The organism is Actinosynnema sp. NPDC002837 (genome assembly GCF_040295345.1).
Taxonomy (GTDB): Bacteria; Actinomycetota; Actinomycetes; order Mycobacteriales; family Pseudonocardiaceae; genus Actinosynnema.
Genome location: NZ_JBEOVG010000034.1, coordinates 19,286 through 31,798, shown reverse-complemented (window position 1 = coordinate 31,798; position 12,513 = coordinate 19,286). Strand labels below are relative to the sequence as shown.

The 12,513-nt window shown below is 75.5% G+C and carries 9 protein-coding genes; all 9 read right to left on the bottom strand.

The annotated features are described in order from the left end of the window. Positions 1 to 156: 156 nt before the first annotated feature. Positions 157 to 1,428, bottom strand: a complete 1,272-nt coding sequence (locus ABTZ99_RS22930) for a helix-turn-helix transcriptional regulator (RefSeq protein WP_499613745.1) — start codon at positions 1,426 to 1,428, stop codon at positions 157 to 159. A 238-nt stretch (positions 1,429 to 1,666) separates the two neighbouring features. Then, a complete protein-coding gene (locus ABTZ99_RS22925; RefSeq protein ID WP_499613742.1) occupies positions 1,667 to 2,788 on the bottom strand; it encodes a thiopeptide maturation pyridine synthase in 1,122 nt (373 codons plus the stop codon). After that, a complete protein-coding gene (locus ABTZ99_RS22920) occupies positions 2,785 to 3,765 on the bottom strand; it encodes a thiopeptide-type bacteriocin biosynthesis protein (RefSeq protein ID WP_499613740.1) in 981 nt (326 codons plus the stop codon). Before ABTZ99_RS22920 ends, ABTZ99_RS22925 begins: the two co-directional genes overlap by 4 nt. Continuing rightward, positions 3,758 to 6,253 (bottom strand): lantibiotic dehydratase, encoded by a 2,496-nt coding sequence (locus ABTZ99_RS22915; protein ID WP_499613737.1) that lies wholly within the window; start codon positions 6,251 to 6,253, stop codon positions 3,758 to 3,760. The genes ABTZ99_RS22920 and ABTZ99_RS22915 overlap by 8 nt, the downstream gene beginning before the upstream one ends. A gap of 93 nt (positions 6,254 to 6,346) precedes the next feature. Next, positions 6,347 to 6,526 carry a hypothetical protein gene (locus tag ABTZ99_RS22910; protein WP_499613734.1) on the bottom strand — a complete coding sequence of 60 codons (180 nt, stop codon included), beginning with the start codon at positions 6,524 to 6,526 and terminating at the stop codon, positions 6,347 to 6,349. A 221-nt stretch (positions 6,527 to 6,747) separates the two neighbouring features. Continuing rightward, positions 6,748 to 8,196, bottom strand: a complete 1,449-nt coding sequence (locus tag ABTZ99_RS22905; protein WP_499613732.1) for a SagB family peptide dehydrogenase — start codon at positions 8,194 to 8,196, stop codon at positions 6,748 to 6,750. A gap of 16 nt (positions 8,197 to 8,212) precedes the next feature. Next, positions 8,213 to 10,126 (bottom strand): TOMM precursor leader peptide-binding protein, encoded by a 1,914-nt coding sequence (locus ABTZ99_RS22900; RefSeq protein ID WP_499613729.1) that lies wholly within the window; start codon positions 10,124 to 10,126, stop codon positions 8,213 to 8,215. Further along, complete coding sequence (locus ABTZ99_RS22895) at positions 10,119 to 11,930, bottom strand: hypothetical protein (protein ID WP_499613726.1); 1,812 nt, start codon at positions 11,928 to 11,930, stop codon at positions 10,119 to 10,121. Before ABTZ99_RS22895 ends, ABTZ99_RS22900 begins: the two co-directional genes overlap by 8 nt. After that, the gene (locus ABTZ99_RS22890; RefSeq protein WP_498781803.1) at positions 11,894 to 12,337 is read right to left on the bottom strand and encodes a hypothetical protein; all 444 of its coding nucleotides are present in this window, start codon (positions 12,335 to 12,337) and stop codon (positions 11,894 to 11,896) included. The genes ABTZ99_RS22895 and ABTZ99_RS22890 overlap by 37 nt, the downstream gene beginning before the upstream one ends. Positions 12,338 to 12,513: the final 176 nt, after the last annotated feature.

Here is a 12,513-nt window from a genome sequence, read left to right as displayed (position 1 = left end):
CATTCACACGGGATCGATGCTGGCACGGCCGCTTCGACGCCGACAAGGGTTGCGCCCGGATACTACGGTCGACCCGCAAACTCGCGACCGACAATTTGTGACCCACGTCACCGCCCCGCGTCGCCTAATGGGACGCGGGGCGGACGGGGTAGTGCCTCAGGCGTAGTGCTCCAGTGCCGCGCGCAGCTCGTCGCGGCCGGTCACGCCGAGTTTTTCGTAGGTGTTGGAAAGGTGGAACTCGACCGTGCGCAGCGCCAGGAACAGTTTCGTCGCGATCTCTTTGTTCGAGTATCCTGCGACCACCAGTTCGGCGATGCGCGCCTGCTGCCGGGTCAACGCCGGCCTGCGCGGCGGCGCGGCGACGGCGGCCAGCGCGCGCTCGGCCAGCTGCGCCCGCTGCGGGTTGCCGGTCTGCCGGGCCAGCCGGTACGCGCACTGCAACCGCTGCCGGGCGCCCACCACGTCGCCGCGCGCGGCCAGCCGGATGCCGAGCTCGTAGTGCGACCGCGCCAGCTCCGGCCACGCCTGCGCCAGCTCCAGCAGCTGCCCGGCCTCGCTGAGGCGCTCGACCTCCTGGCCGTCGGCGTCCACGACGGCCAGGGCGCACAACGCGCGCCCGACCGTGCGGGACTCGCCCCACAGCACGGCGGCCTCGTACTCCTGCCGCGCCAGGGCGACGGCGAGCTGGTCCCGCCCGGCCGAGAACGCCGCCAGCGCCGCCTCGCTGCGCCACGGCGTCACCGCCGGGTTGGCCACGCCGCGCGCGATCAGCTCCCGCCCGCAGCCCAGGTACTGGGCCACCGCCAGACCGGGCCGCCCGTCCGCCATCGCCATCGCGCCGCGTGCGGCGAGCAGCACCGGGCGGCACGCGACGCCGGCGTCCAGCGCCTCGTCCAGCCGGTGCTCCCGGGCCAGCGCGCGGGCGCCTGCCGCGTCGCCGCACTCGGCCAGCAGCTCCACCGCCCAGCCGGCGGCGACCAGGCGGGTCTCGAGCTGCGTGTCGGCCGACATCAGCCGGCCGAGCAGCGCGTGCGCGCGCTCCACGTCGCCGAACAGCCGGGCGATGCGCGCCTGGAGCAGCGCCACCACGCCGGAGACCTCCGGCCGGTCGGCGTTGAGCAGGCTGTGCGCGTCGGCGGTGACCAGTTCACCGCCGTAGATCAACGTCGACAGCGCCCGTGCGACGCAGACCTCGCGGCTGCGACAGTCCTCGTCCTCCAACGCCTCTTCGGCGCACCGGATCGCGCCGACCCAGTCGCGCCCGACCACCAGCAGGCGCAGCGCGCGGTCGGCCGCGCACGGCGACCCCGTGGCCGCGTCGACGTGCTCGACGGGCACGACCTCTCTTCGCCCCAACGGCAGGAACGCCTCGAACAGCGGAGCGTCCCTGCTCTGCCGAGACCACGACCGATCTGCCGAATGCCCCATCCCGGCCCCCTCGTGAACGTCCCCACAGCGCCGCCCTCACCCTGACGGCCCACCCACCGAAACCGGTCACGCTCGGTCAGAACACCTGTAACCCACGGTAGAACCATCCGATTCCAATATCCAGCGGGACAGGCCCCGGGGCACGCCCGTGATCACACCGGTCCTGTGAACACGAGCACCCTTCGCCTGCCGAACGGAGGCACGCGGCGCGGCGGCCGGAGGACGGCGGCGGGCTCCGTCAGGCGGTCGGGTTCGGGTGGAACTCCACGTAGGTCCGGATGGTGTCCACGGCGGAGATGCCGTAGATCTCCTCCACCGCGTTCGCCGCCGCGTGGCAGGTGCGGAAGCGCTGGAACGGGGTCAGGCCGAGCCGGTTGATCTGGAGGTACGTGCAGTTGAGCAGGAACCGGTAGCGGAGGAAGTCCGGGTTGCGGAACACGGCCTCGCGGTAGGCCCGGTTGCCGAACATCAGCGCGTGCATCGGGGCCCGCGGCCGGGCGCCGGGCGGTTCGGCCGGTATCGGCGGGAAGACCAGGTCCTGCGCGATCAGCGGCTCGACGCGCCGGCCGTAGTCGTGGCACCGGGCGGCCCACCGGCGGGCGTACGGGGTGCGGTTCGCACCGCCCTCCAGGGTGGCGAGCACGGCCCGCGTGCGGGCGACCAGGGTCTCGCGGTGCGCCTCGTAGTGCGCGTCGAACGCCGCGCGGACGGCGTCCGGGTCGGCGCACGAGTGCAGGAACCCCTCGGCGTGGGAGCGGTAGGACGCGAAGCCCGCCGTGACGGGCGGGCACGCGGTCACCGTGGTGGCCAGCATCAGCTCCAGCGCGATCAGCTCCTTGGCGTCGGCGCCGGCGCGGACCTGGTCGAGCATCCGGAACAGCAGGTTCGTGTTCTCGGAGGCGAAGGAGGCCATCAGCTCGCCGGTCTCCGCGCTGCGGATCACGTGCGGCCTGGTGTCGTAGGGCTGCTCGTGGATGGAGTTGTCGGGGAACCACGGCACCAGCGGCCCGTGCTCCTTCTCGCGCCGGGCCAGGAGCCGGTGCTGGGCCAGGTCGTGCGCCAGGTCGGGCTCGGTCGTGGACGGGTGCGCGGCCAGGTACTCGCCGACCACGGCCTCGATGCGCGGCCGGACCACGCGCGCCCACGTGTCCGGGTCGGTCTTGGCGAACAGGCGCAGGTGCGGGCCCTGGCGCCAGTGCCGGGCGAGGTAGAGGCCGGCCACGCGGGAGCGCAGGTGCTGGAAGACGGGGCGGACCGCGTCGAGGATGAGCCGGTCCTTGTCCGGGTCGTAGTAGTAGACGTGCAGGCTGTGCCACGTGGTGCGGGTGTCCGGGCGGGAGGGTTCGGCGTCGACGGTCACAGCGGTGCCACCTCGTCGTGGTGATCGGGGAGTTCGGACAGCGTTCGGGCGGTGAGGGAGGCCAGTCGCGCCTCCGTGGCCGCCGAGAGGCCGAGGCGGTTGCACAGCAGGTGCGCGCAGCGCAGGACCACGTACGGGACCACCGGGTCGTCGGGTCGCAGCGCCCGCGCCAGGCCGGCGAACGGCGACAGCGCGTCCACTGGCGCGAAGTCGCCCCGCGCCCGCAGCCCGGTCAGGGTCGCGTGCAGGACCCGGATCGACCGCCACCACGCCCCGAGCACGTCGGCGCGCGCGAGGTCGGCGGGGTCGGAGGACGCGTGCTCCCACAGCCGCCGGGTCTGCTCGCGCAGGTCGTCACGGCGGTCCGCGTGGTGGCGCGGTGACGGCAGCCGGGTCCGCACCGCGGCGAAGCGGGAGGCGGCCCTTTCCAGGTCGGGTTCGCACACCGCGAGGGCGAGCGTGAGCATGGCCAGCGCCGCGCCCGCCCGCCGCTCGGGAGGTGCGGCCAGGAGGTGGACGGCGATGCGGCTGGAGTCGGCGAAGTGCCGTTCGACGGCGCGCAACGCCCGGCCCTCGCCGTACGCGTGGTGCTCGGGCTCGTAGGCGATGAACTCCACGGTGTCGACCGCCCGCAGCCGCCGGTCCCACTTGGCCAGGCGCTCGCCCTCGGCGCGGCGGCGGGCGACGGCCTCGTAGTCGCCCTGGGACCAGCCGTCCGGGGGCGACGGGTGGTCGGCCAGGTGCCGTGCGCACGACCGCACCACCGCCGACCGGATGCCGGCCGCGGGGGCCCTGGCGAGCAGGCGCAGGCGCACGTGCGGTCCGCCCTCCCAGTAGCGGAGGAAGAACCAGCCGGCGACCTGACCGGCCCGGGTCAGCTCCTCGCACACCGGGGCCATCGCCCCGGTGACGAGGAGGTCCTGGTCGCCGCGGTGGAAGACGTGCGCGGCGACCCAGTGGCGGACCGGTTCAGCCATGCCGGTCCGTCGTGGAGAGCTCGAAGACGTACTCGGTGACGCGGCGCCCGTGCCCGCCGTGCCGCGGTGCGTCCGCCGGGTCGGGCAGCGCTTCCTCGAAGATCACGTCGGTGTCGGCGCCGCGCGGCGGGGAGGGCAGCAGGAACCAGCTCGCGAAGTCGACGTAGACCGGTTTGCGCGACGCGTCGCGACGGCCGGTCGTGCGGACGAAGCACCGGCGCGGCAGGCCGTGCGCGCCGCGCCAGCGGGCCAGCTCCAGCAGGAAGTCCGCGTCCGACCGGCCCTTCGCCCGGACGGGCACGTGCGCGGCGGGCACCCGCCACCCGGCGCGGACCGCCACGACCCGCCCGACCGCCAGCCGCGGCCTGCGCCGGACGCCGTCGACCGGGGCGCGCCAGCCGACGTCGTCCCAGGCCGGGTTGGGCGCGAACGCCGTCTGCGGCTCGCCGAACACCGCCACCAGGAACCGCAACGCCGGCGGCAGCGCGCGTTCCACGAGCATGCCCAGGGCGAGCGGGCGCACCTCGCGGCCACCGTCGTCGCACAGCAGCAGCCGGCCGCTCGTCGGGTCCTGCCGGACCCACAGGTCGGTCAGCGGACGTCCGCCCGGCTCGCCGCCGGGGTAGTCGATGACGTGCGGCACCGCGGCCGCGCGTTGGTTGAGCTGCGAGCCGAAGGCGGCCCGGCACTCGGCCAGGGCCACGTCCGGGCCGGGCACGGGCGCGCGGGCGGGCGTGACGACGCCGGCGGCGGTGAGCAGGTGCTCGACCCGGGTGATGCCCCAGCCGTAGCCGGTGCGCACGGTGTTGAGCACGAAACCCGGTCCGTCCGGGCCCGGCAGCTCCTGGCCGTAGCAGCACACCGAGCGCGGCGCGCGGACGTGCGCGGGCCAGGACGCGGCGAGCTTCGCGAGCACCTGCGGGTCGACCGACACGGTCTCCCGGACGCCGTCGTCGTCGCCGTACAGGCCCGCGGCGACGGCCCGCCACGACACGGGGGTGGTCCGCGGGCCGGGATCGGCTCGGTACGCCCGGTACAGCCGCAGGAACGGCACCCTGGCCCGCGCGCCGAACGTGGCGCGGAAGAACTCGGCGAGCGCGAGCTTGACGGGCAGCGAGCGGTCCATCACGCCGAGGAAGCCGCGGATGGCCTCCAGGTCCTCGAGCACCGGCCGCCACCGCTCGCGCGAGCAGACGACCACCGGTCGGGGCAGCACCGCGTTCTCCAGCAGCACGGGCCGGTCCGGCGACCACGGCGGCCGGCCGAGGGCGGTCAGCAGCGCGTCGAGCAGGTCGCGGACGAGGCGCGAGCGCTCGACGCGGTGCGCCGCCGCGGTCGACGTGCCGTAGCCGGCCACCGCCGCGCGCAGGTCCCGCAGTCGCCCCGGCCACGGTGATCCGGCGGCGTGGGCCTCGACCCAGCGCGCGAGGTGGTCCAACGGGTCGGCGGACTGGTCCGGGAACGGCCGCCGCGCCTCCAGCAGGCCCAAGGACACCAGTCGGTCCACGTAGTCGCGCACCCGGTCGTCGGGCACCCGGTCGTCGGGCGCCGGGGCCAGGTGGCGGCCGAGCGACCCGATGGTGGGTGCCGGTGTGGTGCGGACGAAGTCGAGGACGTCGCGCACGGCGTCCGCCACGGAGACGACCGGCTCGTCGGGGCCGGCGCCGAGGAACCACCACCGGTCGCCTTCCCGTTCGACCGAGGGGTTGACCCGCAGGCCCACGTGGTCGCGCAGCTCCGGGCGCCCGGCCAGGGCGGACCACAGCGCCAGCACCGCCGCCCGGTCCAGCTCCACGACGCCGCGCCACCCGAGGTCGCCCGAGGTCGCCACCGCCGGGCCGGCACTCCCCCACCCGCCCAGCCCGCTCACCGTGAACGACGCGTACGGGCTCGGCTTGGCCGCCGCGCGGGCCAGGTACTTCGCCAGGCTCGCCACCGCGCGGGGACGCGGCCCCACCCCGTCGTCGAGCCACCGGGACGCCTCCCGCGTGAGGTCCGGGCTGCCCAGCACGAGGGCGAACCGGAACGCGTCCCGCCCGGCCGCCACCCGCACCGCCTCCCGTGCCGCGGCCTGGTCGGCGGCGAGCGCCGCCGGCACCCCCGCGGTCAGGTCACCGGCCCGCACCAGCGCGTCGGCCCAGTGCTCCACCCGTGCCCGGATGCCCTCGGGCAACGACCGCCGCACCGACCACACCCGTCCGGCCGGCCGCTTGCCCTGGAACACCGCCCGCCGCAACGCGACCAGGAGCGGCCGGTCCTCGTCCGCGCAACGCCCGATCACCGGGTGCAGCAGGTCGGACAACGCCGCGCCCTCGTCCCTCAGCCACCGTTGGAGCGCAACGACTTCCTCCGCCGCCGCCCACGCCCGCCCGCACCGCAGCGCTTCGAGGTCGGCCACGGGCGCGCCACCGACCCGCACGCCGAACACACCGCCCACCTCGAACCCGGCCGGGCCCGGCCCGGGATCGGTGACTGCTTCGTGCGGCAAGGGTTCCTCCAGACCTCGCACCGACGGGGGATGCGGCAACCTCAGGGCTCCCGCACCCCCGCGCCGATCAGCTCACCCGGATCCGCTGTCCGGTCAGGCGACGACCCCACAGCTGCCGCCGCGGTCGCAGTCGTCGTCGCACTCCTCGCTGGACGCGCCGAGCTCGGTCAGCCCGTGCCCCTGCACCAGCTCTTCCGGACCCGCCGCGGGCACCACACCGATCGTCTCGACCAGCAGGTCGTCGAAGTTCAGCACAGGCTTGGAGACAGTCATGGGATCACTTCCAGAATAGGGATCATCGTTGTGCCCGAACGGTTCCCGGGCACCTCGTCCAGTGCAGCACGCCCGATCCGGTATCCCGCCCCAAACCACTCGTGCGGGTTGCGCGGGCCGAGCTCGCGGCCCGCACGCCTCGTGGTCGTCGCCGTCACGCCACGGCGGTCCTCCGTCACCCGGCCGTGACCCGCTCGAACCGCTTGGTGCGCCACGGGTAGTCAGCCGAGCGGTCCGGTCACCGTGACGCCGGGTCGGGGCGTCCCCAAAAGCAGGAAGGACAACGCGTGCAGCGGACCGGTCAGGCCGAGGACGGCGTCGGTGGACGCGTTGGTGCCGTCGGAGTGGATGCGGGCGGTGAGACCGCACGCCGTCGCGGCGAGGGTGGCGCGGTGCACGACCAGTCCCGCCTCGGCCTGCTGCAACCGGTACCAGCGGTCGCCGAACGTGGCGCTGCCCGTCGTCTGGTCGCCCACCGGCACCACGACCGCCGCCGCTTCCGACAACGACAGGCGGGTGTTCGGTTGCAGGCGGCCGGACAGGACGTCCCCCGTGCCGCCCGCGGCGACCAGGGCGCCGGTCGACCGGTCGTACCGGTAGCCGCCGGGAGGGATGCCCGCGACCCGTTGGACGATCACGTAGGGCGCCACCGTGACCGGCTCGTCGTGGCTGCCGGGCAGGTCGCCCGGATAACCGGCGGCGGCGTGCGCCAGGACGGTCGCCAACGCCTCCGCGGTGATGTGCCGCGGCAGGAACCCGGCTTCCGGTGACGCCCGCAGCGGCAGCGCGTCGGCGACGCGCACCGCACGTGCCGCGGGCAGGCGCACGACCGCACCGGGCGACGCCTGCCGCGGCACGGGCAGCACACCGGGGTGCGGCGCGGCCGACGCCGCGTGCAGCGCGGTCAGGCAGGGCAGCCGGTCGACCACGCTGGGCGGTGGGTGTTCCTCGACGGCGGCGGGCAGTCGTGGCGGGTCGCCCGGCGGCACCGCGTTGCCGGACGTGCACGTGAGCGCGGCCAGCACGCCCTCCCGCGTCGGGTCGAGGCCGAGCAGCCACTGGCAGGCCGCGTCGTCGAACCGCAGGTGCACCGCCGTGTCGAGGTCGAGCCGCTCGCCGAGCGCCAGTGCCTGCGCGCTGAGCACGCCGACTTCCTGGCACTGCAGGCGATACGCGAACTCCTTGTACTTGAAGCCGTTGCGCCAGAACACCGCGGCGAGCACCACGACCACGTCTGGCACACCGGCCGAGTGACGGGTCAGCGACGCGTGCAGCAGCGGCCGGTGGTCCCCCGGCCGGATCAGGTCGAGGGCGTGGTGCGCGGCGTCGTAGTGGTAGAGCCCGGCGGGTTCGCCGAGCGCGACGTAGGCCTCGATCGGGTACAGCGCGCCACCCGACGGCGCGGGCCGCTTGAGCCGCACGCGGCGGTGGGACCACTCGGCGCGGGTCACGCCGAGCAGGCCGCGCAGCAGGTCGCCGTGCGGTGAGGGCTCCCGCGCGGGCAGCACGACGCGGCCCGCGTACCGGTAGCGCTTGTACGTCGGCGGCGCGGCCGTCCAGTCGACCGGCTCACGCCCGCGCTCGGCGAGGGCGCGCAGGTAGCGGCGGGTCGCCTCGCCCGGCACGACGGCGGGCTGCGAACCCGGTGCGATCACTCGGGAACCGGACACGGCTCCTCCCGGCACGTCAGGGGAACGGGTGGGGGTGCGGGTTGACCTCCTCGGCCGCCAGGTCCGTCGAGCGGTGGCCGAGCAGTCGGGGCACGGTGGACAGGCGCGGCAGGCCGTGCGTGCGGCGGTACCGGTGGCCGAAGGTCATCGGCAGCGTCCCCGGCACGACGACCTTGGCGCACGCGAAGCCGCCCGCCCGCTGTTCCGACGTGGTCGTGTCGACCGCGACGACGTCCAGCCCGGTGTCCAGGTAGCGCCGGACCAGCTCGGCCAGGTCGTCGCCCAGGTCGTGGTGGCGCGGCCAGGCGGTCCGCGCGGCCAGGTCGGCCGGCGGCACGGCCGAGCGGTCGTCGAGGAAGCCCCACCGGCCGGCGGTGTCGCGGTGCCCGTAGAGCAGGGCGTGGTCGCGCATCTCGCGGACCTCGTCGGGGTCGGCGACCATCTTCGCCGCGCCGTCGGCGTCGAAGCGCCCCAGGCGGGTGCCGATGCCCGCGGCGGCGTCGGTGAGGGCCGCGTGCAACGCGCGTTCCGGATCGGGGTGCGCCGCCGCGCTGCACCCGTGCAACGGCACCTCGGGCCGGTCCCGCGCGTCGACGGCCAGCACCAGCACCGCGGGCACCCGCTGCTCCAGCGTGATCGAGTAGGCCGACACGTCGTAGCCCCGGCGGCGGCGCACGAACTCGGCGAGCACCGGGATGCGCCGGTCGCGCGCCGCGTCGAGGTCGAGCCGGGGCGCGGGAAGCCTGGCGTACCAGGTCATCAGGAACGCGTCGCGCTCGGCGATCTCCAGCAGGCCGTGGAAGACGGCCTCCTCAAGGCACCCGCCGAGCGCGCAGCCGTTGGAGCACTCGTAGACCAGGCGGGTGTCCTGCTCGGCGGTCCGGCTGCCGTAGTAGGCGTAGCTCTCCGGCACGAGCACCGGTTCGGCGCGCCGGAAGGAGTAGCCCCAGACCCAGGCCAGCGGTCGGGCCGGGTCGAAGCGGGCGAACGGGAAACCGGGCCGGTCGTACCAGTCGTCGGGGTACAGGCCAAGCTCGCGCGGGTCGATCGCCCGGTCCGCGACCTCGGCGTAGGGCGCGTGGACCGACGTGCGGCGACCGAGCGGGCGCAGGCTGCCGTACCGCTCCAACGCCTCGGTGACGGCGGTGAGGCGCGCGGTGCGGAAGTCGCCACTGCGGCCGTAGCCGTGCCGCTCCCCGCCGCCCGGGCGGGGCGGGCCGAGCCGGGCCGTCGCGGTCGGGATGCCGTACGGCGAACCGGCGGCGAGCGAGCCGATCAGCCCCGTCTCGCTGTCCACATAGGACTTGACGAGCTCGTCCCACCGACCCGTCAGCGCTCGCGTGCGGAACGTCCCGGTGTCCGCTTCGGGCAGTGGCCGGCGGTGGATCCAGGCGGCCGACCGGGTGTCGTCGGGCAGGTCGGCGCAGTCGGGGCACAGCGGGTCCGGCAGGACCGCGTGCCGGGTGAACAGGCAGGTGAGCAGGGAGAACCTCAGCAGCGCGCCCCGCGTGCGCGCTTGCCCGTCGGCACGGTCGAGGTGGCGCAGCTCGTCGGCCACCACCTCGGCGACGGCGTGCGCGGACACCGCCGTGACCAGTGGGGACCGCGCGTCCACCGGGTCGTCGCCGAACTCGGCGCGCAACGCGGCCCGGCCGAGCCGGTCGGCGCGGTTGCCGTCACGCCGGCGCTCGGCGCAGGTGGGGCAGCCGGGCGCGGGCGGCACGGCCGCGGGCCCGATCAGCACGACCGGACCGTCCACCCGGACCGGGAGCCGGCGGCCGGCGACGGGCACGCCCTCGGTCAGGCGGTCGCCCAGCGCTTCGGCCAACGCCGCGCGCAGTCGGCCCGGGGCGGACGACACGGACACCACGACCCGGTCGCGCTCCGGCCGCGACGCGACGACCGGGTCGACCAGCAGGAGGTCAGTCACCGTCGACCACCACCCGGACCAGGCACGGCGCGAGGCCGCGCACGTCGTCGTCCACCCGCAGCGGCACCGCGACCGGTGGGCGTCCGGCGCGGCGCAACGCGGCGGCCAGGGTGCGGCAGCGCGGGTCGTCGGCGGGCGCGGACCGGTCGCCCTCGGCCGTCCACCTCGTGGTCGCCGCGTCCACGGGCAGGCCGCACTGCCAGTGCAGCACCGCGCGTTCCAGCCCGTCGCGCAGCGCCTCGGCGACCGTGGTCGCGCACGTGGTGACCGAGGCGCCGGCCACCGCCACGGTGAAGGCGGGCACGCCGAGCGCACAGCCGAGGTCGGTCGCCTCCACGTCCACGGCCGCGGCGCGCAGGAACCGCAGCAGCTCGGCCGCCCGCTCGTCGCCCGTCTCCCGGACCACGGCGGCGAGGTCGCGCCGCTCCCCCTCGCGTTCGGCGAGCAGCAGCTCGCAGTGCGCCCGGAGCCCGGCCGCGACCGCGTCACCCCACGTCCGACCGGCGGCGACGCCGACCGGCGCCCGGTACGGGACGTGGGGCTCGATCGGCGCGACCAGGCACGGTGCGCCGGTGAGCAGGTCGAGCCGCTCGCCGCCGCGCGCGTCGACCAGGCTGCCGTAGGTCGCCAAGCCCGCCAGCGCGGCACGCCACCGGGCCTCGTCCCGGTCGGCGCCCCACCCCGTCACCTCGGATGCCCCGACCCAGCCGGGCAACACCGACTCGGGGTCGGAGGCCGACGCGCGGCAGACCGCCAGCGGCACCTGCGGCAGGTCGTCCTCGTCCAGCCGGCCGAGCACGCCGACCCGTTCGTCGACCAACCTCCGGAGCCGCTCGGTGAACCCGTCCGCTTCGATCTCGGCGTCGAGCCGGACCTGCCCGGTCACCGCGTACGGGAGTGGCCGGCATGTGCGGGCGCTCAGGTCCCGCAGGTCGATCCGGGTCAACTCCGGTTCGACCGCGGCGGCCGAGCCCGTCAGGTGCCGGAAGGAGGCGAACGCCAGGTGCGCCGCGACCGCGCCCGGAGCCGGTCCCGTCAGCAGGCCCTCGTCGGTTCCCTCGCCGCGCCACGCGCCCAACCGCCGCCAGCACGACTCCGCCGCGACCACGTCCGGCGCGCCGACCGCGGTCACCCACGCCTCGTCGCCGCCCACCAGCACCTGCCCGATCGCCACGCCCGACCGGGCACTGGCGCGTGCGGCGGCGAGCAGGTCGTCGCGGCGGGCGGACACGCACAGCAGGAGGTCGGTGTCGTCCGGCAGCCCCCGTCCCCCTTCGACGGTCACGTCCTGCTTGCCGTCGCGGACCGCACCGCGTGCCAGCGCGCGCAGGCTCTCCGCGTCGTCGCCGGTCCGCACCGCCACCCGCCGCCACCCCGAGCGCAGCCCCGCTCCCAGCAGCGCCGCCAGCACCGGTCCGCCGCCGAGGAGGGTGACGCGCGCGGAGCGCAACCGCTCGAACCGGTGCTCGGCGGAGTCGGTCGCGTAGCGGATAAAGGCGATCTCCGACTCGTAGACCCGCTGCTCCTCGTCGGTGAGCGCGTGCGGCGCGTCGTCCGCCGCGTCGACCAGCAACCGCTGCTCGTGCAGCGACCGGACGAGGTGCTCCACCACGTCCCGCTGCTCGCTCGCCAGCGGCGCCACCAGGTCTTCGAGGACGTGCTCGCCGGTGAGGAACGGCGCGAGCCGGTCGAGCCACTCGTAGCCGGCGCTGCCGGTCAACGTGCACGCCCCGGCGAAGCCGCTCACGTACACCCCGTCCGGGCTCTTCACGTACCGCACGTCGGGACGTAGTCGTGGGCGCATCTTCCGGACCTCCGCGCGGTGGCTGCTCGGCTTCCGACGCTAATCGAGGGCACCCCGCCCGGACGGGTGTCGAAGCGTGACGGGCCGCCACGGTTGAGTGGTGACGAGGAGTCACCACGTGACGACCGCTCTACGTCCACTTCGGACAAACGCACGCCGGCGGCGACGTTCACCCGTCGACCGTCGCGCAGCACCAAGGCGAGGCGGTCGTCGACCACGACCGAGTCGACCGCCGACCACGGCACAAGGGACCTGGCGAACCAGTTGACGACGACGAGTCCGCCGGCCCGCAGCTCGACCCCGGGGTGGACGGTCGCGAGAACGCCGGGCCACATAATGCCGACGTCGATGACCACGTCGGCACGTCGCCGGATGACCGCGGTCGTGGCACCGAAGTCGTGCTTCATACCGCCTTCCCGCCGGTCCCGGTCAGCGGGTCACCTCTCGTCACATGCTCGTGGCGCACGGTGCGCCCGGCTCGAGGAGCGTTGCCGGAAGACCTCCGCACCGCGCTCATCGTAGGAGGTCCGCAGGTCCGCGGACCGGCCGACGAGGCGACCGCTCGGCGGAACGGGGTGTCCGG